Consider the following 20,370-nt stretch of genomic DNA (forward strand, 5'->3'; position numbering starts at 1 on the left):
CCTATTGCGTAGCCGCATTATCCTGTTCTTGCGCAGCCGCGTCCATAGCCGCGGCCTTGGAGGCTAGTCGGGTCAATAATATCGAAACCCGCGCGCCACCTTCCTTGCGGTTGCCCAGATCGATCTTCCCACCATGCTCTTCCACGATCTTGCGCACAATTGCCAATCCTAACCCAGTCCCGTGGGCCTTGGTGGTGACATACGGTTCAAAAGCCCGTTGCATGACTTTATGTGAAAACCCCTGACCGGTATCGGCGACCGTAAAACGCACCGCAGCTTGCGTGGCGCCATTGGATTCTCCCATCAGTTGCGTCGTCACCTGCACACGGCCCTCCGCGCCCTGTTCGGCAATCGCATCCCGCGCATTCGACAGCAAATTATGGATGACTTGACGCAATTGGGTCGGATCCCCCTCGATGTGCGGCAAGCCAGGCTCCAGCGAGACGTCCAGATTCAACGCCGGCGCCAGCGCGCGCCCGGGGGTCAAATGCTTCTCGCCCGGCTCCCAACCATACAACGCCAGCACATCCGCCACCAAGGCGTTGAAGTCGATAGTTTGCATCACCGCAGGAGGCGTGCGGGCATATTCGCGGAAATCATCGACCATCTGCTTGAGCGAGCCCACTTGATTCACAATGGTATTCGTAGATCGCTCGAGCATCTGCCGATCCGCCGGCTGCAAGCGGTCGGCGAGTTTCATGGCCAGGCGTTCGGCCGACAATTGAATCGGGGTCAGTGGATTTTTGATTTCGTGTGCCAGACGGCGTGCGACCTCGCCCCACGCCACCGTACGGTTGGCCGAGATCACCTCGGTGATGTCATCAAACACCACCAGATAGCCATTGCCGCGCCCATCCACCCGTAAATGCGTGCCCCGCGCCAGCAAGGTCAATATTTGCGCAGATTCTGTCGACTCTGCCGACGGCGCCAAGGAAATCTCGAACTGCTGTTGCCAGTGCAGCCGCTCGGACCCTACCGCAGCGTGCTGGGCAAAGGCCTGGCGTACGATCTTGATGAACTCCAGCATGCCATCGACCGTTTCCAGCGGCCGCCCGATGACCGAACGCAAATCGGCCTGCAAGATGGATTGCGCGCCCTGATTCACGGTCGTGACACGAAAACTCTCGTCAAATACCAGCACTCCCGACGACAGATTCGACAACACGCTTTCCAGATAGACGTTCGAACGCTCCAATTGTCGGCGATTGCTTTCTACCATATGGCGCGCCTCGTCCAACTGACGGGTCATCGCATTGAAAGAACGCGTCAATTGCCCCACCTCGTCGCGCTCTGGCGGCTCTGGCAGAGGCCGATAGTCGCCCACCCCTACCGCCTGCGTTCCTGCTGCCAAGCGCAGCAGCGGCCGCACCAGCCGCTTGGACAGCGACAACGCGACGGCGATCGCAGCGAACACGGCCAGCAACAATGCCAAGGTCAGCGTGATGCCATAAAGCTTGCGCAATCCCAGCCGCGACAACGCGAGCTCTTGATAGTCGCGGAACCCTTGCTGCACTCGGTTGGCGTTATCCGCGATCTGTTCGGGCACGGGTTGCAACAGTTGCAACCAGCGCGGCTCGGAAGGCGGTGACATCAAGGTGTCGAAACGCTGAGGCGTCGTCAGCGGGATGACCACGCGCAATGTCAGGCTGTCTTTGCCGCCAGCCAGGCTCGCCTCATCTGCCTCTGCGGCGGAATACCCTCGCCCCAGCCGCAGCTGGTTCAACACCGACGCAGGCGGTATTTCCGGCAGCAGCTGGCCGTATTGATCGGTGGAAAACGCCACTAGCCGGCCGCCCCCGGTAAACACCATCACATCCTGCACCCCACTGGACTCGCGCAAGCGTGTCAGCGCCAGGGGAATATCGCGATCCGGCGTATTGTTCAACTCGGACGCCATGGACCGCGCCTTGGCATCCAGATCGGCCAGAGACGAATCCAGCGCGGCGCGCCCCAGATTCAGGCCGGACTCCAGTGCGCTATCGACGCGGACATTGAACCAGGACTCAATAGATCGGGACATGAACTGCACCGACACGATGTAGATCAACGCGCCTGGAACAACCCCGATCAGCGCAAAGGCCAAGGCAAAGCGAGCCGTCAGCCGCGCACCGAACTGGCGCCGGCGAATCTGGCGCACCAGCCGCGTCGTCAGCGCCACCACCCAGACAAACAAGGCCAGGGCGAAGACACCGTTCAGCACCAGCAAAATATCGTAGTAGCGGGCAAACCGCGACGCGTTACCGGTCGACCAAGCGAGCAGACCCAACAATGCCAGCCCGCTGATAGCCCCGATGATCAGCGCGATGCGCAGCAGCATTCTCATGACGGATCCCGAGGCTTGGCCAATTCAAACGAAAAGCCTGTCCAAGGCGTTCCGAGGCTCCAGGAACTGCTATTGAGCGCATTGACCTGGAATGGCCGCGTCAACTGCGACGTGTCCAGCCGCAGTCGCAACTGCCCGTGATACGACACCTCGTAATCGAGTTCCGAGACATCGATCAAGACCCAATGGCGAATATGGCGCACCATATCCATGGCCTCGTCCAACGAAGACACCGGCCAACTCAGCGAATCCGTTCCGACACGCCACTGACGCGTCAGCGCGTTATAGATCACGCGCCAGGTCCTGCTGGTATCGACCACCGTATCGTCAAACCACCACCAGCGATCCCGGCTGATCACAATGTCGGCCGTGAAATACAACGGCAGTCCGCGCTCGGCAGCGTCGCGCAATTGATCATTCAACCGGACATCGATTTCGGCGTCGATTTCCAATTTTCCGTCACGGACGGCAGGCTCAATGCGAACCACCTTGGGCTCACTGGCGTACGCCTGCCCGACACCCAACGGTGCCATCAGAAATAACAGCAAGAACGCACAACATAAGCGAGAAATCATCGACATTCGTTACCTGATCGCATCCTACGGCTATTCTTGGCGATTCAAGACTGCTTGGCAAACAGTGCATAGAAAAAACCGTCGTGTTGGGCCTGAGGTGTTGCGCCGACCGCAACAGGCAGCAATTGCCCGGGCGCATCCCGGCGCTGCGCGTCTGCGTGACGCTGAGCAAAAGCTTGCGCCTGACGTTCGCCTTCCTCAGGAAAAATCGAACAGGTCACATAGAGCAGCCGCCCGCCAGGGGCCACCGTGCGCCACAGAGCATCCACAATACGCGCCTGTAATGCCGCCGTGCGCGCCACGTCCGGCGCGCGACGCAGCCAACGGATATCGGGATGGCGGCGTACGATCCCGGAGGCCGTGCAAGGCACATCGGCCAGCACGGCATCAAACTGCCGGCCGTCCCACCAGGCATCCAGATCCGCGGCGTCGGCTGCAGCCAGGGCCACCCGGTCCGAACGCAGACCCAGGCGGTCCAGGTTTTGTTCCACGCGCGCCAGGCGCGCCGCATCGGAATCCAATGCCAGCAACTCGATGTCGGCGTTTTCCAATAAATGTGCCGTCTTGCCGCCAGGCGCCGCGCAGGCATCCAGCACGCGTTCGCCGGCGCACACGGCCAGCAGGTCAGCCGCTTGCTGCGCGGCGGCGTCCTGCACCGACCACCAGCCCTCGGCGAACCCGGGTAATTGAGTCACAGGCCGGGCTTCGGCCAGCACCAGGCCGGCCTGCCCGACCGGCTCGGCCGTGACGCCTGCCGCCAGGAACGCGTCGCGCACCTGATCGCGGCTCGCTCGCCGCGTATTGACGCGCACCGTCAACGGCGCTGGAACATTCGCCGCAGCCAGAATGGCTTGCCACTGGTCCGGATATGACTTCCGCAGCCGCTCCACCCACCAACGCGGGTGATTCCAGCGCGCCTCGGGTAAATCATCCACTGCCGCCTCGATGGCGTCGCGCTCACGCAGAAAGCGCCGCAAGCAGGCATTGAGCAAGCCCTTATAGGCCGCCAGGCTACGCTGGCCGGCCGCTGCAGTCACGGCCTGATTCACCACGGTATGCGCAGCGTACACAGGCATGCCGGGTAGCGCCGGGACCTCTCCCGCGCTCGACGACGCCGCCTTCAACAAAGACAACGACACATTCAACAACGCATCAAACTGCGTGCCAGGCGACCGTTGCACCAGACCGCTGCTGATCGCGCTGGCCCAACCTAATTGGCGCATGGCATGAAAAGACACCGCCTGCGTTGCGGGCCGCAACGGCGATGGCACGGCAGCCAACGTCTCGGTCAGCGAGCGCCCCTCCATGACGGCACGCACCGCGCCCGCCGCGGCCAACAACACTGCCGACAACGGCGGACGGGCGGGTTGCGATTCGAGAACATCCAGGGAAGCAGGGGAAACCATGTGGACCATCAATGATTGTGCAATCCCGCTATGGTAGCCGCTGACCGGCAAGCGCATCAGGGATAAGGCTATTCGGGGACAGATTAAACCACGCAAATCATCGGATGAGGCAGAAGAAGTACCGACCCTCAGGAGCCAACCGACGTCCTTTAGTCCGAAAGGCCGCGCAATATGGAGCCGGTTAAAAGTTCGCCGTCCTTTCTCACTTTCAATACGGATTCACTGCAGTGACGACACGGCCAACTTTGTTATGGGGGGGACACTCGATGCAATACATGAGCCCGGGTGGCGCGGCGAACGGCGAGATCGTGGCATTTGCCAGCGACTACAGGTACCGGGCCACGGCATGAGGGCCGACCAATGACACGCTTGTCAGCACGGCCCTGGACCTGGATTGTTGCCGACTCGGCGGCCATGCTCACTGTCGTACTGGTGGTGCTCCATCAATCCCTCATCGCCTCGTCTGCGTATTTTCTGACGCAGATCATCATCCACTATCAAGAAGAACAGGCGCTCAGAGAGTATCTCGCGCTGTATTTGCTCTCGATCATCCTGCCCTTCATTCCCGGGTGCCTGTCATTTATCGCGATGCAGCGCTGGATCAACGCCATACACCGGAAACTCACGCTGGCCATGGCCTCAACGGTCTATGGCCGCCTGGACGAATACCGATCGATTGAACACCAGTCGGCATTCGAATCCACGATCTCCAGAGACGCCTTCGACGTAATCTCGTCGTATGCCATGTTGTCACACGATCTTCTCAACCTGATACTCAATAGTGTCCTGAGCATTGCGGTGATCAGCATGATCCTGCCGCCGGAGATCGCACTGGGCTATGGCACAAGTCTGGCACTCAGCACGGCAATGGTTTGCTTCCTTGCCAAAGGAACGCAAAAGCTATCCGTCGACACCGGACGGCGATACGCACGTTACGGCGATACGTTGCGCAAGGCTTGGGACAACGCAGTGCTCGGCAATGCCTACAACTATGAGTTGTGGAAGGCCGAGTTCCACGCTATCGGTGCTTCGTACTATTCCTCATCCCAGCAGCTCACCACCTACAAACAGCTGGGCAACATCGCCATCGCGTCAGCTTCTCTCATTCCAACCGCCTATCTCGTCTATCACCTGCTCGTGATCGAACAGATGGAGGCCGCCATCATTGCGGCGATCATCGTCAACCTGACGCGGATATTCCATATTCTCAATTCCTTGGGCACGTTGATATACGAGCTGCTCGAATGGGCCAGCGCATCTGCCCGGCTGCGCTATCTCCGGGCCTTTCTATTACCGGCCACCACCGCGCCATTGCCGCAGGCCCCTGCGGGCACAATCACACTCAACGGCGAACCGATCAGCGACTATCAGACAGTGCGAGAAATGCTGCGTCGCCATCGTTGCGGTCGGATGACCCTGCGTGGCGAAAATGGCGCCGGAAAATCCACCCTGCTCAAGTGGATCAAACAAGCTTTTGCGCAGCAGGCTCATTTGCTGCCCGCTGGCGACAACCAGCTCTGCTGGCGTTTCAAGCACAGCAATCTATCGGCAGGACAACGGGCTCGCGCCATCATCGACGAGATCCTGCAACAGGGTTCAGACATCCAGTATCTATTGCTCGATGAATGGGATGCGAACCTGGACGACGACAATCGGAAACTCATTGATCAACTATTGGAGACACTTAGCAAAGAACGCGTGGTTATCGAAGTCAGGCATCAGAAATCCGCCGGCCGGGGCCCAGCCGAAAAGCCTTAAGCCGTTGTAAACTATAGGGTTTATATTCAAATCGGAATTCCAACATGGAAACCAAGCGGGCACCCAGCATAGCGATGGTCTCTTTAGGGTGTCCAAAAGCCCTGGTCGACTCTGAGCGCATCCTGACGCAGTTACGCACAGAGGGTTATCAGGTCTCACCCGAATACAACAACGCCGACGTCGTCGTGGTCAACACCTGTGGTTTCATCGACAGCGCCAAGGCCGAGTCGCTGGAGGCCATCGGCGAAGCCATCGCCGAAAACGGCAAAGTCATCGTCACGGGCTGTATGGGCGTCGAGGAATCCGTCATTCGCGACGTACACCCCAGCGTGCTGGCCGTGACCGGTCCGCAACAATACGAAGAAGTCGTGCGCGCCGTGCACGAGGCCGCGCCGCCCAAGACCGATCACGATCCCTACATCGACCTGGTGCCGCCGCAGGGCATCAAACTCACCCCGCGGCATTACGCCTATCTGAAGATCTCCGAGGGCTGTAATCACCGGTGCAGCTTCTGCATCATTCCGTCCATGCGCGGCGACCTGGTCAGCCGGCCCGTAGGCGAGGTATTGAACGAGGCAGAGCGCCTGGTCAAAGCCGGCGTCAAAGAGCTGCTGGTCATCTCGCAGGACACCAGCGCCTACGGCGTCGATATCAAATATCGCAGCGGCTTCTGGAATGGCCGGCCCGTGAAAACACGCATGACCGAGCTCTGTACGGCCTTGTCCGAACTCGGCGTCTGGACGCGCCTGCACTATGTGTATCCCTATCCGCACGTGGACGAGGTCATTCCGCTGATGGCGCAGGGCAAAATCCTGCCCTACCTGGATATCCCTTTCCAACACGCCAGCCCGCGCGTGCTCAAGGCCATGAAACGCCCGGCGTTCGAGGACAAAACCTTGGCGCGTATCAAACGCTGGCGTGAGGAATGCCCCGATCTGACCTTGCGTTCGACCTTCATCGTGGGATTTCCGGGTGAAACCGAAGAAGACTTCCAGTACCTGCTGGACTGGATGAGCGAGGCCCAGTTGGATCGCGTCGGCTGTTTCCAGTATTCGCCCGTCAATGGCGCCCCTGCCAACGACCTGGCCAACCCCGTCCCCGACGAGGTCAAGCAAGAGCGCTGGGATCGTTTCATGGCGCATCAACAGGCGATTTCGGCCGCCCGTCTGCAAACCCGCGTCGGACGCGAGATCGACGTGTTGATTGACGAAATCGCAGCCGATGGCGCGATCGGCCGTTCCAGCGCCGATGCGCCGGAGATCGACGGCAACGTCTACGTCAACGCCGACCGCAAGCTGCGTCCTGGCGATTTGGTGCGCGTACGCGTGACCGAGGCAGATGAATACGATCTGCACGGCGATCTTGTCTGAGCCCACGCGACACGGGACCGGCATTGCGGGTAACACCTTCGTTATGGGCGGGCACCAGGCCCGCCCATCACTACGCCAATCCCGGCCCTCATGCCTCACCTCGGTTACGGCCTTGTCGTGACTGAGGCGCTCTAACAATTCATCGATACCAGTGCGATTGCCCTGATCCAGGTCCGCGTCCCATTCGTCCAGCATGAGTACGACCGCGGTCGCTATCTTTCCCAGCGCCAGCAGCTGATACGTCGGATAGGCCGTCGGAGGATGCACGAGCGGCGCCGTGCTCCCCGTCCCATGCCCGCCGCCATCTCCCTCCCCGAGCCTGATCGCCCAATTTGCGTAAACTAGGGGCATACCGTTGTTATTCAGATCTGTTTCGAATCCATGACCATCAAGAATCTCTGCGTTTACTGTGGTTCCAATGCAGGCAGCCGCCCTGACTATATCGAGGGCGCACGCGCCCTGGCACACGAGCTGGTCAGCCGCGATATCGGGCTGGTCTACGGTGGTGCGAGCGTGGGCATCATGGGCGCCGTGGCCGACGCCGTACTCGCCGAAGGCGGCCGCGTCATCGGCATCATCCCCGAGGGCCTGCTGCGTAAAGAAATCGGCCATAACAACTTGACCGAGCTCCATGTCGTCGCGTCGATGCACGAACGCAAGACCATGATGGCCGAACGCTCGGATGGGTTCATCGCCTTGCCCGGCGGCGCGGGCACCCTGGAAGAAATCTTCGAAACCTGGACGTGGGCCCAACTGGGCATGCATCAAAAGCCCTGCGGCCTGCTGAACATTGCCGGCTACTACGATCAACTGGCCGGCTTTCTGAATCATGCGGTGCAGGAGTCGTTCATGCGAGCCGAACACCGCGCCATGCTGAGCGTCGAAAGCCAGCCCGCTGCCCTGCTGGATCGCTATGCCGCCTACACGCCGCCTACGGTCTCCAAATGGATAGACCCGGGCGAGCACTGATCGGACTGCTTTGCTCACCACGCACTCGCCATGTCTACTGCCCACGCACCAGCACTCAATACCGCATCTGTGATGCGGTATTACCTGCAAGCCAAGGACGAAAACCGCCCCGTCTACATGGCCCGGGCCTTTGCCGCCGATGCCGTACTGAAAATGACGCTGCGTACCCAGGCGATCGCCTTTCCGCCTGAATCGCACGGCCTCGACGCGATCACCGAGACACTCGTACGCACATTTGGCCAGACCTACGAAAACGTATTCACGTTTTACCTGGCGCATCCTGGCGAAAACACCGTCCTGAATACGTATGCGTGCGACTGGTTTGTCGGTATGGCCGAAAAGGCTACCGGCCAGGTCCGCGTGGGCTGTGGCCGTTATGACTGGGAGTTCCAGGCCGAGCCTCACCTGGCCCGCCGCCTGACGATCACGATTGAAACGATGTTGAATCTGCCCGCTGACACAGCCCCGGCGATTTTCAACTGGCTCACTGCGCTGCCCTATCCCTGGACAGATCCGCAGCGCGTGGTGCAAGCTGCGCCGCCCATCGAGGCTTTGGCGCCGGTCATGCACTGGGTCCGCCGCGACCATATCGTAGATCCCACCGGCGGCACCGCTTGAAATACGATCTCGCCGCCTTTGATTTCGACGGCACGCTGGCCAACACCTGGCCCTGGTTCGAATCCATCCTGGACGACGTCGCTGACAAATATGGCTTTCGGAAAACCAACGCCGCCGAACGGGCCGAGTTGCGATATCGCAATGCCCACGACATTCTGAAATTCCTCGGTGTACCGCTCTGGAAACTGCCTGCCATCATGGCGCACGTACGCCAGATGATGCGCGACGTGGCACCCACTGTGCAGCTATTTGACGGCATGGCCGACGCCCTGACCCGTCTGCGCGCAAGCGGCTTGCGCATGACGGTGCTGAGCTCCAACTCCAAAGCCAATGTCCAACGTGTGCTGGGCCCGCACGCGGACCAGTGGTTCGACGATTTCGAATGCGGCACGGACATGTTCGGCAAAGCGGCCAAGCTCAAAAGGCTATTAGCGCGCCACAAGGTGGCACCACAACGCTGCGTCCTGGTAGGCGACGAAATGCGTGACATCGATGCCGCCCGTAAAGCGGGCGTGCAAATCGCAAGCGTTGCCTGGGGCTATAACCATGTCGATGCGTTGCGCGACCATCACCCCGACGAGCTCATTCTGACCGTCGCCGATCTACCCGCCAAACTGACCCAAGTGTGATCATGGAACTCAACGACGACTATCGCATCACCGATCTGAACGCTCTGCAGACGCTGTATGGCCAGCCTGCAGGCGCCTCGATCATCAAGGAAGTGGACCACGTGCATCCGCACTACCGCGCCTTTATCGAGGCTGCGCCATTCGCGATCCTGGCGACATCCGGCCCCGACGGGCTGGACGCTTCGCCGCGCGGCGATCCAGCAGGTTTTGTGACGGTGGCCGACGACAAGACGCTGTTGATTCCAGATCGACGCGGCAACAATCGCATCGACAGCCTGCGCAACATCCTGGCCGATCCGCGCGTCGCCTTGCTGTTTCTCATTCCAGGGGTGGGCGAGACCTTGAGAGTCAACGGCCGCGCCAGCATCAGCACAGACCCCGAGCTGTTGGCGCGTTTCTCGATGAATGACAAGCCCCCTCGGTCGGTCTTGGTCATACACGTCGAGACTGTGTTTTTTCAGTGTTCGCGCGCGATTTTGCGGTCCGAACTCTGGGATGCTGCCAAACAAGTGGATCGCAGCAGCCTGCCGAGCGTGGGGCGTATGCTGGCCGATATCAGCGCAGGCACGTTTGATGGCGTGACGTATGACCGGGAATTACCGGAGCGGGTGCGCAGTACGCTGTACTAGGCCGGAAAGAACCTCGCCAGGCCCCGCGGCTCACGCTGTGGGCTGCCATCCCCGCACAAACACATCCACGGGCTGACGTTTACCCCCGGCTTTCTGCAACTCCAGCAAGCGCAGCACACCGTCGCCCGTCGCAATGTCTATCCCTGCCTCCGTGGCTTGCAACAGCGTGCCTGGCGCATGCGTAACGACCGTATCCAACGCCTCTGCCCGCCATACCTTGACCGGCGCCTCCAGGCCCGGCAACCGTACCGTCGCACCGGGTACAGGATTGAACGCGCGAACACGCCGCGCCAGCAGCGTTGCAGCTTGCGTGCAATCCAGGGCAGCCTCGGCTTTGTCGAGCTTCGCAGCGTAGGTCACGCCATCGGCAGGCTGCGCTTGCGGCTGCAAGCCCCCGGCTTGCAGCAATTGCAGGGCTTGCACGATGGCCTCGCCACCAGCGGCAGCCAAGGCGTCATGCAATTGTGCAGCGCTGTCGGTATCGCCGATCGGCACGCGGCGTTCGAGCAGCATGTCGCCCGTATCCAGGCCTTCGTCCATCTGCATGATGGTGACGCCGGTTTCCGCGTCGCCAGCTTCGATAGCACGTTGAATCGGCGCCGCACCGCGCCACCGCGGCAGCAGGCTGGCATGGATGTTCAGGCACCCGCGCGGGGGCAACTGCAACGTCCACGCCGGCAAAATCAAGCCATAGGCCGCCACCACCATCACCTCGGGCGCGGCTTGCTCCAATTGCGCACGGGCTTGCGCCGCCTCGTCAGGATAACGGCCGTCCAGACGCAAACTGCGCGGCTGCGCGACGGGGATTCCGGCCGCCAACGCGGCCTGTTTGACCGGACTGGGTGTGAGCTTCAGCCCGCGGCCGGCGGGCCGGTCCGGCTGCGTCAGCACCAGCGGGATCTCGTGCCCCGCGGCCAACAAAGCGTCGAGTGCGACGCGGGCGAATTCAGGAGTTCCAGCAAAAACCAGGCGCATAAGAGATCAGGAGAACGCGCCACGGCGCGTCGGGCAAGAGTCAGCAAATGCCGATGATCGCATATTCGTCACGCAGCCCCATGACAAGCCCTGCAAGCAGCCGGAATGCCGCCATCGCGCCAGCGTGAGACCGTCTCGATCGAGCTTCAGGCGCGCAGCGCTTCGCGCTCGGCTTTTTTCAGTTTGGTCTTGATGCGGGTCTGTTTCAGGTTGGACAGGTATTCCACAAACACCTTGCCGTCCAGATGGTCCAGCTCGTGCTGGACACACACCGCCAGCAGCCCATCGGCCTCGGCCTCGTAGGCATTGCCGTCGATATCCAACGCCCGATAACGAATACGCGCGGCACGCTCGACCTCGTCATAAATGCCGGGCACGGAGAGGCAGCCTTCTTCGTAGGTCTGGCGTTCGTCGCTTTTCCAGGTGATCTCGGGGTTGATCAACACGCGCAGGTGGTTGCCTTCTTCGGAGACGTCAATCACGACGACTCGCTCGTGGACATCAACCTGCGTCGCCGCCAGTCCTACACCGGGCGCGTCGTACATGGTGTCGGCCATATCGCGCACTAACTTCCGGATGCGGTCGTCCACCACCGCAACCGGCTTGGCCTTTTTGTGCAAGCGCGGGTCGGGGTAATGAAGAATAGGAAGTAAAGCCATGGCAAACAGAGATGTGGGTTGATTAGTCAGCGATTCGTTAATAATAATTCATTAGACATATGATTTCTAATAGTTTTCGACTAATAGCACCATGAAAAAACTCGACGGCCGGCTTTTGGCGGGTCTTTTTCGTCCCTGGTGGCGCGAGATCGTGGCCAAGCCCATGCGACACTAGGGCCCCGCCATCAACTGACGGCCTTTCACGCACTATGCCGCTCGCCCATTCCGCCACCGAACTCTCTGCCTGGCTACGCCTGTCGCTGGAACCCGGCTTGACACCGTCGATGCGCTATCCACTGCTTTCGGCACTGGGATTGCCCGAACAGATCTATGCACTGAGCGCACCGGCCCTGGCCCGTTACGTGCCACAACAACTGGCGATCCAGTTGGCGGCCGACACGCCGACCGAGATTCAAGCCCAGATTGACCGAACGCTGGAATGGGCGGCGCAGCCGAATCATCACATCCTGACGCTGGCGGATCCCGCGTATCCGCAGAGCCTGCTCACCATCGCCGACCCGCCTGTCGTGCTGTATATCAATGGCAATCCGGCACGCCTGACTCAACCGGCGCTGGCAGTGGTAGGCGCGCGCAGTGCCACGCCCGGCGGATGCGAAAACGCCCGGGCCTTTGCCCGGCATCTGGCCAGTCACGGCTGGTGCGTGGTCAGCGGCCTGGCGCAGGGGATCGATGCGGCAGCGCACGAAGGCGCGCTGCTGGCAGGACCTGATGGCGCAGGCACGGTGGCCATCATGGGAACCGGCATCGACCGAGTCTATCCCGCCGGGCACCGCGAGCTCGCGCATCGCATTGCCGAACATGGCGCCCTGGTCTCGGAATTGCCGCTGGGCATGGGCGCCCTGCCTCACCATTTCCCGATGCGCAATCGTCTCGTTGCGGGCCTGGCGCGCGGCGTGCTCGTGGTCGAGGCCGCGCGCCAGAGCGGCTCGCTCATCACGGCGCGCCTGGCGGGGGAAAGCGGCCGCGAAGTGTTCGCCATTCCCGGCTCGATCCATTCCCCGTTGTCACGCGGCTGCCATGCCCTGATCCGGCAAGGGGCGAAGCTCGTGGAAACGGCTCAGGACATCACCGATGAGCTCGGCGGCGAACAGCCAGGCGCATCCCGGGCAACGTCCCGCACGCGGACGCCCACACGTGCCAGCACCAGAGGGAAATCGTCCGATACATCGCCGTCCCCAGCCCGCACGGCAACGTCGTCGGTAACCGTTGCCGACGCGCAGGAGGCCGTGGCCGACGTCGATATACCCGAATCCCCACTGTTACAAGCGCTCGGCTACGATCCCCTGCATCTGGACGCCTTGCAAGCACGCACCGGACTCGACATCCCCACCCTGACCACGCAATTGCTCGAACTGGAATTGGCCGGCCATATCGCGCGGCTGGACGGCGGACAGTTTCAGCGTCTTAAATAGCTGGCACAGCACCCAGCGGGCGCATCCCGCGCCGGGCTACAGTTCGATGGACATAGCAAGGCCTCAAGTAGCTGGCACGGACGTTCAGCCCCGCTCCTTGTGCATCCGGTTCGGCAGCATAGGATTACTATACGTTTAGTCATCAGCCTCAATCGCAGGTATGCGTCCCACGGTACGCAGCCCTTCCCAGGAAAAGAAATGAGCTTGCCTTCACGCGTCAAAATCGTCGAGGTTTCTCCTCGCGATGGTCTGCAAAACGAAAAAGAACTGATCAGCACGGATATCAAGGTAGAGCTGGTTGATCGCTTGACCGCTGCCGGGTTTCCCAATGTCGAGGCCACGTCATTCGTTTCGCCCAAATGGGTACCTCAGATGGCTGACGCTGCCGAGGTCATGTCGCGCATCCAGCGCAAACCGGGTGTCATCTACTCCGTCCTGACGCCGAACATGAAAGGCCTGGAGGGCGCATTGGCCGCCAAGGCCGACGAAGTCGTCATTTTCGGCGCAGCCAGCGAGGCATTTTCGCAAAAGAACATCAACTGCTCCATCGCCGAATCGATCGCGCGCTTTGAGCCCGTTGCCGAAGCCGCACGTGCCGCCGGCCTGCGGCTGCGCGGCAGCATCAGTTGCGCGCTGGGCTGTCCCTATCAAGGCGAAGTCCCCATCGAGTCCGTCGTCGATGTGGCTCGGCGCTATCTGGCGCTGGGCTGCGATGAAATCGACGTGGCCGACACAATAGGCGTAGGCACCCCGCAGCGCGTGCGCGAGGTGATGGCTGCCGTCACCCAGGTTGTCGATCCCGGCCGGATTTCGGGGCATTTCCACGACACGTATGGGCAAGCGCTGGCCAACATTCTGGCCGCGCTGGAGACGGGTATCAGCATTTATCATACGTCGGTCGCGGGCCTGGGCGGCTGCCCGTATGCCAAAGGCGCGACGGGCAATGTCGCCACTGAGGACGTGTTGTACATGTTGCGCGGCCTGGATATTGAGACCGGCGTGGATTTCGATGCGGTCGTCGATATCGGCCAGTGGATGTCGGCCAATCTGAACCGCAAGGGCGGCAGCCGTGCCGGCAATGCCATTGCAGCCAAACGAGCCGCGTGATTACAGCGCCATGAATCTTCTCGATACCGCCCCGTCCGAAAGCGAACACGAAGCGCTGCTACGCGATATCGGTCCCTTACCGCTGTCAGGTCAGGCCTGGCCAGACTGGGTACGCATTCTGGCCTGGGTCATTCTGGCGATCATTGGCGTACAGATCGTCATGTCGGCGATACGCATGCCGCCCGACCAGGTCAATTCGGTGGTCGCAGGAATAGTCATCCTGTGTTTTTTGGGGCTGGTGCTGGTGTCATGGCACATGCAAAAATCCGTCACGACGATCAACGAAGCGGGTCTGCATCAAACCTGGATAACTCGGCGCGAGGTGGCTTGGCAGGACATTCACTTTGCCAAATTCGTCCCGTTGCTGTTCTCCAAGCGCCTGGTCGTTTTTACTCAACGCGGGCGGCCGGTGGTGTTCCAGGGCGGCACGAAGGAACTGCAGATCGCGTTTGCCAAGATCTCGCTGTTATATCGGCGCAAACGGTGAACCGGGTGTGCTGAATTCGGCGCCCCAGGTGACCAGGCGGCGAATGGCGGCCGATACCGAAAAATAATCGCCCGCCGGTGGCGTTACGCCGCCAAGGAAATCGACACCGGCGCATTTGCCTCGCAAGCATCCAGCGCGCGGCCCAGACGTGTCATGCCTTCGGCTATCTGGCTTTCGTTCATGGTGGCAAACGACATGCGCATGGCGTAAAGATCGGCCTGCGCGGGATCGGCGTAGAAGACTTTGCCTGGGACGTAGACGACGCCCTGTTCAATGGCGTAGGGCAACAAACGCGTAGCGTCTATGTCGCCGTTGAGCCTGGCCCAGAAAAACATGCCGCCCTCGGGTTTGTTGAACACGATACGGCCGGCAAGCGACTGGGTCAGAGATTGCGCCATGGCATCGCAACGGGAGCCGTAGGCGGCCTGGATGCGAGGGACATGCTGTGCGTAGCGGCCATCGGCCAAATATTGAGCGACGACTTCCTGAATCCATGCCGATGACGCCATGTCGTCGGCCGCTTTGGCGCCGACGCAGCGACGGCGGACTTCAGCCGGGGCAACGATCCAGCCTATGCGCAAAGCAGGTGCCATGGTCTTGGACATGGTCGAGATATAAACCGCCCAATGACGGGCCTCGCCCTCGGCCAGCGCAGCAATCGGTGGGACCATTTCGCCAGCAAAGCGCAGTTCGCCATAGGGATCGTCTTCGACGATCAGAAACTGATGCTTGACGGCCAGTTCGAGCAAACGCAGACGCCGTTGCCGGCTGATCGTGGCGCCGCAGGGGTTCGAGAACGACGCAACGACACAGACTATTTTGGGCTTGATACGGCCCGCCATCTCGTCCAGCGCATCAACGTCGACCCCATCGGGCCCCGAAGGCACCGTATGGACAGTGGCGCCGGTATAACGCAAAGCCTGTACGGAGTTCGGAAACGCGGGACTCTCGATAATGGCATGATCGCCGGGCTGCAACATGACGCGGCTGATCAGCGCCAATGCCTGCTGCGACCCGCCGGTGACGGCCAGCTCGGTGTCTGGATCACACACCAAACCCCGTTCGGCCGTCAGACGCGCGAGCTCCGTGCGCAAGCTGGCCTGCCCATCGATATTGGAATACTGCAGGCACGTTCCCAAACGCGCCACGACCTGATTCGAGGCCGCCGTCAGACCATCCACGTCGAATAATTCCTGCGCCGGATAGCCGCCCGCAACGGAAATATTGCCCGGCTTCATGGCATACGGCATCAAGGAACGAATGGGCGAAGCGGGAGGCGTTTCGAACGGCGCGGCGAAAGCGTAGCGGGGTGCTGCGAGCGACATGAGGAGGGCGAAGCCGGTAAAAGTATGCGCTGAATCGAGCGTCAGCGTGGCGCCGGGTCGCACCAGACAGCTCAGCGCCCAACGAAATAAGTAAATGACGAAGAATTCTATGCCTGCCCCCGGAGGCGGTCAACGACTGCAGTAAACAGCCAGCACACCGGCGCGATTATCATGATGCTTTTACCCAGCATTCTTCCATTATGAGTATCGATGACTCGATGTCGACCCGCGTGGCCCAACTGCGCGCCCGCATCGACGCCGCTTGCGTCCGCGTAGGCCGGCCAGCCGGCAGTGTGGCCCTCTTGCCAGTGAGCAAGACTTTCGGCCCCGACGCCGTCCGCGAGGCAGCAGCCCTGGGTTTTACGCGTTTCGGCGAAAACAAAACGCAGGAAATCCGCCAGAAAATTAATGCACTGGCAGATCTGCCCGTGCAATGGGTCATGATTGGCCACTTGCAGACCAACAAGGCCAAAGACGCAGCGCGCGACGCCTCGGAAGTCCAATCCCTGGATCGCCTGGAACTCGCTCACGCGCTACAGCGCCGACTACAGACCGAAGGCCGCGACATCGACGTGCTGGTGCAAATCAAAACCTCGACCGAGCCTAGCAAACATGGCCTCCCGCCCGAGGAGGCGGCAGATTTCCTGCGGACCGTCGTGCGGGAATGCCCGGCCTTGCATGTAAAAGGACTGATGACCCTGGCAGTACAGTCTGACGACACGCAAGCCGTACGCAGCTGTTTTCGTGCGCTGCGTGAACTGCGTGACCGCCTGAAAGACGCGTCCATCGAGGGCGTCGAACTGGACAGGCTGTCCATGGGGATGAGCGGCGATTTCGAAATCGCCATCGAAGAAGGCGCCACCGAAGTCCGAATTGGCAGCGCAATTTTTGGCGCCCGGCACTACCCCTGACAGATCAGTGCTTCATGTGGTCCATATGTGCATGATCCGCATCCGGCTGATGCCCGATAGGCTTGATCTCGAACTTCACCGCGACCTCGCCTGCTTTCTCGAACTTCAGCGTAGCCGGGACCTCACCTCCCGCCACGAACGGCTGTTTTAAATTCATGAACATCACGTGATAGCCGCCAGGCGCAAGTTTGACCTCGCCGTCGGCAGGCACGTCGATGCCCTCAGGCAGATGACGCATGCGGGCCACGCCCTTTTCGGCTTGTACGGTATGCAATTCAACTCGCTCGGCCGCATCCGAGCTCACTGACACAAGACGATCTGCCGTCTTGGCGTCGTTATCAATGTCCAGATAGCCCGCGCCATTGGTCTGGCCAGGCGCCGAAGCGCGTACCCATGGATCATCAATCTGAATCTGTCCGACCTTGTAATCGTGCGCCCAGGCCGACGTGACAGAAGACAGCCCCAAGAGGGCGCCCAACGCCCATTGACGGAATTTCATGCAAAACATCTCCGTGACGGTCAGCCTAAGCGCTGACGAGTTAACGCCGCCGGATCAGACCTCCGTCTGCGGCGGCAGCCAAGACCGAATCGGTCAATGCCTCCATAGCTTGTGAGTTTACCCGCCAGTGCTGCCAATACAAGGGGACGTCCTCGGTGGCGCGGGCGCGTAATGGGACTAAAGCACCCGTGTCGAGCTCATCCTGAATCAGCGGCAACGGGTTCATCGTCCAACCGAGACCATCGCGCGTCGCCTGTACGAAAGCGCGGGACGAAGGCAGCCACCACACAGGCGGCTGCCACGGCTCCTCGCCCATGACTTTGCGCGCAAAACGCGCCTGCAATGCGTCTTTGCGGTTAAACACCAGTACCGGTGCAAGCGCCAGAGTGCGCGCGTTCACGCCGGCGGAAAAATACTGCGCATGAAATGCGGGGGTACACGTCGCAACATAGCGCATGCTGCCCAACGCATGAATACGGCACCCCTGCACTGGATCCGCCAAGGCGGTCACCGCGCCCAACACCGAGCCGTTGCGCAATAACGCCGCCGTGTGATCCTGGTCTTCGGATTGCAGATCCAGGGTGGCTCGGCTGCGGGCCGCAAAGCGCCGCGCCGCATCCATAAACCAGGTTTCCAGGCTGTCATGGTTCACGGCCACCGTCAGGCTGGCCTGCGTCACGGCGTCGTCCTCCAGGCCCAGACGGTCCAGCGCATCATGCTCCAGCAAGGCCGTCTGATCGGCCAATTGCACCAGCACCTGTCCGTCTGGCGTAGCCATGACTGGCACCGTACGCTGCACCAGCAAACGCCCCATGCGCGCCTCCAGCGACTTGATGCGCTGTGACACCGCCGAGGGCGTCACATTCAGAGCGGCGGCCGCGCGCTCGAAGCTCCCTTCACGCACCACAGCAGCCAGGGCGCGCAGATTGCCATGATCGATTTTCATCCGTGCTTGCTGCGGCAAATGCTGCCGCTCTTATTGGTTTAGAAAAACTTAATCAACTTAAACAAAATTAGCTTTATTTCATATCCTATGCAAGCCAAAATATGCTCCTGGCCGCGGCAATTGCTGCGGCGCTGTTTTGTAGATGCTTGCAAAGATGTTCACGTTTGCTTCCTCCCCCGCCCTGTTCACCGCCTGGGCCAGTGGCACCGCCACCGGACTGGGACTATTTGCCGTGGTCGGCGCGCAAAGCGCCTTTATTCTGCGGCAGGGATTGATGCGCGCGCATTTGCTCAGCATCCTGGCGATTTGCGCCTTGCTGGACGGCATCTGCATATTTGCCAGCGTCTGGGGATTGCAGACCGCGGTCAATTGGTTTCCCTGGTTGACGCACGCCATCCTGTGGTTTGGCGTTGCCTTTCTGGCCTGGTATGCCTTTCAATCCGCCCGACGCGCCGTTCGGGCCCAAGGCGGCCTGACTGCCGCGCAGCATGCCGTCCCCTCGCGTTCCGCAGCCCTGCTGGCGGCCGCGGGCTTCACCTTGTTGAACCCGCATTTCTGGCTGGACATCATGGTGATCGGCTCATTGGCACACGGATTTAACGATGCGCGGCTGGCCTTTGCGGCAGGCGCCGTCACCGCCAGTGTCCTGTGGTTGATCGTGCTGGGCGTCGGATCGCGCCTGTTTGCGCCCTATTTCGCCAACCCCAAAGCGTGGCGCATATTGGATGGGGTGATCGCCGTCATCATGGCCGGATTGGCAATGCGATTGGCGTGGAATGGCCTGGCCTGAGCAGTCATCCTGACAACTGACCGACGGTTCGGTGATTCACCCTCACGATTACACGACAGTCGTTGCTGACGTGACGCTTACGCAATCGGTCGTCTCACCATCGGCCTGAGCGCTGCCCCGCCGCGCTCACTCGTCGCCCTGTCCGCTCACCGCGTCGGCGCCATAGCGTTTCAATCCGCTCAGGTCCAACACGCGCACGGCGCCATACTCCACGCGCAGCAGGCCCGCTTCCTCGAGTTTGCCCAGAGCCTGGTTGGCGCGCTGACGCGAGACGCGGGCCAGATAGCCGACTTCCTCTTGAGTGATGGTCAACCGCATCCCCATCCCGGGATATAGCAAGGGGTTGAACAATTCCGCCAGGCAGCGTGCCACCCGCGCGTCAGGATCGAGCAAACGGTCATATTCCGCCTTGCCGATGAACTGCGCCACGCGCTCGTTGAGTTGATGCAGCAAATAACGATTGAATGGAATACTGGTATCCAGCAACCATTCAAACGTCGCCGCCGGCATGCGCGCGACCACTGAATCGCGCAGGGCCACCACATCGTACTTGCGCACCTCGCGCTTGAGCAGCGAACCCTCGCCGATCCAGCCACCGGCGGGCACACCGGTCAATGAGGCGACTTTGCCTTCGGCGTTGCCGACCGACACTTTGATCAATCCCGCCAACACCCCGATCCACGCCTGGGCAAGCTCTCCTTTGCGTTCTATGATCGTTCCTGCTTGCACAGGCTGCACCACGATATCCCGCTCGACGCGCGATTTTTGCTCGTCGGTCAAGACTCGGAACCAGGCTGCTGCGAGATGCAGAGAATCAGTTAATTGCATCGGGAATACCCTAAATATTCTTGGAATGTCGTGATCATGACAGTTGGCGACCAACCAAGCTTATACCTTACTGCTGCCGTACATCGAAAATGAACTGGTCAAGCGCCGCCCCGATGTTCATACCGCCAGTGTG

General features: G+C 60.8%; 20 protein-coding genes. 11 read left to right on the forward strand and 9 right to left on the reverse strand.

What is annotated here, in order from left to right; all coding sequences use genetic code 11:
* Position 1: 1 nt before the first annotated feature.
* Genes CAL20_RS24775 through rsmB form a run of 3 tightly spaced genes read right to left on the reverse strand, consistent with a single transcriptional unit; the run spans position 2 to position 4,304 of the window.
* Positions 2–2,323 (reverse strand): sensor histidine kinase, encoded by a 2,322-nt coding sequence (locus CAL20_RS24775; RefSeq protein WP_094839324.1) that lies wholly within the window; start codon positions 2,321–2,323, stop codon positions 2–4.
* Entirely contained in the window at positions 2,320–2,904 is a 585-nt protein-coding gene (locus CAL20_RS24780) for a DUF4390 domain-containing protein (RefSeq protein WP_094839325.1), read from the reverse strand. Before CAL20_RS24780 ends, CAL20_RS24775 begins: the two co-directional genes overlap by 4 nt.
* Before the next feature lie 38 nt (positions 2,905–2,942).
* On the reverse strand, positions 2,943–4,304 hold the full coding sequence (rsmB, locus tag CAL20_RS24785) for a 16S rRNA (cytosine(967)-C(5))-methyltransferase RsmB (RefSeq protein ID WP_094839390.1): 1,362 nt from the start codon (positions 4,302–4,304) through the stop codon (positions 2,943–2,945).
* 360 nt (positions 4,305–4,664) lie between these two features.
* Here rsmB and CAL20_RS24790 point away from each other — a divergent pair, with 360 nt between their 5' ends.
* The 6 genes from CAL20_RS24790 to CAL20_RS24815 all read left to right on the forward strand — a co-directional run bounded on the left by CAL20_RS24790 (position 4,665) and on the right by CAL20_RS24815 (position 10,277).
* The gene (locus tag CAL20_RS24790; RefSeq protein ID WP_094839326.1) at positions 4,665–6,062 is read left to right on the forward strand and encodes an ATP-binding cassette domain-containing protein; all 1,398 of its coding nucleotides are present in this window, start codon (positions 4,665–4,667) and stop codon (positions 6,060–6,062) included.
* A 44-nt stretch (positions 6,063–6,106) separates the two neighbouring features.
* Positions 6,107–7,432 (forward strand): 30S ribosomal protein S12 methylthiotransferase RimO, encoded by a 1,326-nt coding sequence (gene rimO / locus CAL20_RS24795; protein ID WP_094824217.1) that lies wholly within the window; start codon positions 6,107–6,109, stop codon positions 7,430–7,432.
* A 381-nt stretch (positions 7,433–7,813) separates the two neighbouring features.
* Positions 7,814–8,401, forward strand: a complete 588-nt coding sequence (locus CAL20_RS24800) for a TIGR00730 family Rossman fold protein (protein ID WP_094839327.1) — start codon at positions 7,814–7,816, stop codon at positions 8,399–8,401.
* Positions 8,402–8,431: 30 nt separating this feature from the next.
* Positions 8,432–9,019 (forward strand): hypothetical protein, encoded by a 588-nt coding sequence (locus CAL20_RS24805; RefSeq protein ID WP_094824215.1) that lies wholly within the window; start codon positions 8,432–8,434, stop codon positions 9,017–9,019.
* A complete protein-coding gene (locus CAL20_RS24810; RefSeq protein ID WP_094839328.1) occupies positions 9,016–9,648 on the forward strand; it encodes an HAD-IA family hydrolase in 633 nt (210 codons plus the stop codon). Before CAL20_RS24805 ends, CAL20_RS24810 begins: the two co-directional genes overlap by 4 nt.
* A 2-nt stretch (positions 9,649–9,650) precedes the next feature.
* Positions 9,651–10,277, forward strand: coding sequence for a pyridoxamine 5'-phosphate oxidase family protein (locus tag CAL20_RS24815; protein ID WP_094839329.1), 627 nt, complete (start codon positions 9,651–9,653; stop codon positions 10,275–10,277).
* 30 nt (positions 10,278–10,307) lie between these two features.
* On the opposite strand, the gene fmt is transcribed toward CAL20_RS24815, so the two are convergent.
* Positions 10,308–11,252: a methionyl-tRNA formyltransferase gene (fmt, locus tag CAL20_RS24820; RefSeq protein ID WP_094839330.1), complete on the reverse strand. Its 945-nt coding sequence runs from the start codon at positions 11,250–11,252 to the stop codon at positions 10,308–10,310.
* 146 nt (positions 11,253–11,398) lie between these two features.
* Positions 11,399–11,911 (reverse strand): peptide deformylase, encoded by a 513-nt coding sequence (def, locus tag CAL20_RS24825; protein WP_094824211.1) that lies wholly within the window; start codon positions 11,909–11,911, stop codon positions 11,399–11,401.
* Between the two features lie 209 nt (positions 11,912–12,120).
* Here def and dprA point away from each other — a divergent pair, with 209 nt between their 5' ends.
* From dprA to CAL20_RS24840, 3 genes are all read left to right on the forward strand, one after another.
* Positions 12,121–13,344 carry a DNA-processing protein DprA gene (dprA, locus tag CAL20_RS24830; RefSeq protein ID WP_094824210.1) on the forward strand — a complete coding sequence of 408 codons (1,224 nt, stop codon included), beginning with the start codon at positions 12,121–12,123 and terminating at the stop codon, positions 13,342–13,344.
* A 198-nt stretch (positions 13,345–13,542) separates the two neighbouring features.
* Positions 13,543–14,451 carry a hydroxymethylglutaryl-CoA lyase gene (locus CAL20_RS24835; protein WP_094824209.1) on the forward strand — a complete coding sequence of 303 codons (909 nt, stop codon included), beginning with the start codon at positions 13,543–13,545 and terminating at the stop codon, positions 14,449–14,451.
* 10 nt (positions 14,452–14,461) lie between these two features.
* Positions 14,462–14,938, forward strand: coding sequence for a hypothetical protein (locus CAL20_RS24840; protein WP_094839391.1), 477 nt, complete (start codon positions 14,462–14,464; stop codon positions 14,936–14,938).
* 83 nt (positions 14,939–15,021) lie between these two features.
* Here CAL20_RS24840 and CAL20_RS24845 read toward each other — a convergent pair whose 3' ends face one another.
* Positions 15,022–16,263, reverse strand: coding sequence for an aminotransferase-like domain-containing protein (locus CAL20_RS24845; protein ID WP_094824298.1), 1,242 nt, complete (start codon positions 16,261–16,263; stop codon positions 15,022–15,024).
* A gap of 200 nt (positions 16,264–16,463) precedes the next feature.
* Here CAL20_RS24845 and CAL20_RS24850 point away from each other — a divergent pair, with 200 nt between their 5' ends.
* A complete protein-coding gene (locus CAL20_RS24850) occupies positions 16,464–17,174 on the forward strand; it encodes a YggS family pyridoxal phosphate-dependent enzyme (RefSeq protein WP_094839331.1) in 711 nt (236 codons plus the stop codon).
* A 4-nt stretch (positions 17,175–17,178) separates the two neighbouring features.
* On the opposite strand, the gene CAL20_RS24855 is transcribed toward CAL20_RS24850, so the two are convergent.
* Both CAL20_RS24855 and CAL20_RS24860 read right to left on the reverse strand, forming a co-directional pair.
* On the reverse strand, positions 17,179–17,673 hold the full coding sequence (locus CAL20_RS24855; RefSeq protein WP_094824207.1) for a copper chaperone PCu(A)C: 495 nt from the start codon (positions 17,671–17,673) through the stop codon (positions 17,179–17,181).
* 40 nt (positions 17,674–17,713) lie between these two features.
* Entirely contained in the window at positions 17,714–18,619 is a 906-nt protein-coding gene (locus tag CAL20_RS24860; RefSeq protein WP_094824206.1) for a LysR family transcriptional regulator ArgP, read from the reverse strand.
* Between the two features lie 154 nt (positions 18,620–18,773).
* Here CAL20_RS24860 and CAL20_RS24865 point away from each other — a divergent pair, with 154 nt between their 5' ends.
* Entirely contained in the window at positions 18,774–19,409 is a 636-nt protein-coding gene (locus CAL20_RS24865) for a LysE/ArgO family amino acid transporter (protein WP_094824205.1), read from the forward strand.
* Positions 19,410–19,535: 126 nt separating this feature from the next.
* On the opposite strand, the gene CAL20_RS24870 is transcribed toward CAL20_RS24865, so the two are convergent.
* Positions 19,536–20,237 carry a Crp/Fnr family transcriptional regulator gene (locus CAL20_RS24870; RefSeq protein ID WP_094824204.1) on the reverse strand — a complete coding sequence of 234 codons (702 nt, stop codon included), beginning with the start codon at positions 20,235–20,237 and terminating at the stop codon, positions 19,536–19,538.
* Positions 20,238–20,370 lie beyond the last annotated feature (133 nt).

The organism is Bordetella genomosp. 4 (assembly GCF_002261185.1).
Classification (GTDB): Bacteria; Pseudomonadota; Gammaproteobacteria; order Burkholderiales; family Burkholderiaceae_B; genus Bordetella_A.

Excerpts from the sequence above, each read along its gene's own strand:
- dprA (WP_094824210.1), top strand. The coding sequence starts at position 12,121 with ATGCCGCTCGCCCATTCCGCCACCGAACTCTCTGCCTGGCTACGCCTG.
- rimO (WP_094824217.1), top strand. The coding sequence starts at position 6,107 with ATGGAAACCAAGCGGGCACCCAGCATAGCGATGGTCTCTTTAGGGTGT.
- CAL20_RS24790 (WP_094839326.1), top strand. The coding sequence starts at position 4,665 with ATGACACGCTTGTCAGCACGGCCCTGGACCTGGATTGTTGCCGACTCG.
- CAL20_RS24845 (WP_094824298.1), bottom strand. The coding sequence starts at position 16,263 with ATGTCGCTCGCAGCACCCCGCTACGCTTTCGCCGCGCCGTTCGAAACG.
- CAL20_RS24850 (WP_094839331.1), top strand. The coding sequence starts at position 16,464 with ATGAGTATCGATGACTCGATGTCGACCCGCGTGGCCCAACTGCGCGCC.
- CAL20_RS24870 (WP_094824204.1), bottom strand. The coding sequence starts at position 20,237 with ATGCAATTAACTGATTCTCTGCATCTCGCAGCAGCCTGGTTCCGAGTC.
- CAL20_RS24800 (WP_094839327.1), top strand. The coding sequence starts at position 7,814 with ATGACCATCAAGAATCTCTGCGTTTACTGTGGTTCCAATGCAGGCAGC.
- CAL20_RS24865 (WP_094824205.1), top strand. The coding sequence starts at position 18,774 with ATGTTCACGTTTGCTTCCTCCCCCGCCCTGTTCACCGCCTGGGCCAGT.
- CAL20_RS24780 (WP_094839325.1), bottom strand. The coding sequence starts at position 2,904 with ATGTCGATGATTTCTCGCTTATGTTGTGCGTTCTTGCTGTTATTTCTG.
- CAL20_RS24815 (WP_094839329.1), top strand. The coding sequence starts at position 9,651 with ATGGAACTCAACGACGACTATCGCATCACCGATCTGAACGCTCTGCAG.
- CAL20_RS24835 (WP_094824209.1), top strand. The coding sequence starts at position 13,543 with ATGAGCTTGCCTTCACGCGTCAAAATCGTCGAGGTTTCTCCTCGCGAT.
- CAL20_RS24775 (WP_094839324.1), bottom strand. The coding sequence starts at position 2,323 with ATGAGAATGCTGCTGCGCATCGCGCTGATCATCGGGGCTATCAGCGGG.
- fmt (WP_094839330.1), bottom strand. The coding sequence starts at position 11,252 with ATGCGCCTGGTTTTTGCTGGAACTCCTGAATTCGCCCGCGTCGCACTC.
- CAL20_RS24805 (WP_094824215.1), top strand. The coding sequence starts at position 8,432 with ATGTCTACTGCCCACGCACCAGCACTCAATACCGCATCTGTGATGCGG.
- CAL20_RS24860 (WP_094824206.1), bottom strand. The coding sequence starts at position 18,619 with ATGAAAATCGATCATGGCAATCTGCGCGCCCTGGCTGCTGTGGTGCGT.
- CAL20_RS24840 (WP_094839391.1), top strand. The coding sequence starts at position 14,462 with ATGAATCTTCTCGATACCGCCCCGTCCGAAAGCGAACACGAAGCGCTG.
- rsmB (WP_094839390.1), bottom strand. The coding sequence starts at position 4,304 with ATGGTTTCCCCTGCTTCCCTGGATGTTCTCGAATCGCAACCCGCCCGT.
- def (WP_094824211.1), bottom strand. The coding sequence starts at position 11,911 with ATGGCTTTACTTCCTATTCTTCATTACCCCGACCCGCGCTTGCACAAA.
- CAL20_RS24855 (WP_094824207.1), bottom strand. The coding sequence starts at position 17,673 with ATGAAATTCCGTCAATGGGCGTTGGGCGCCCTCTTGGGGCTGTCTTCT.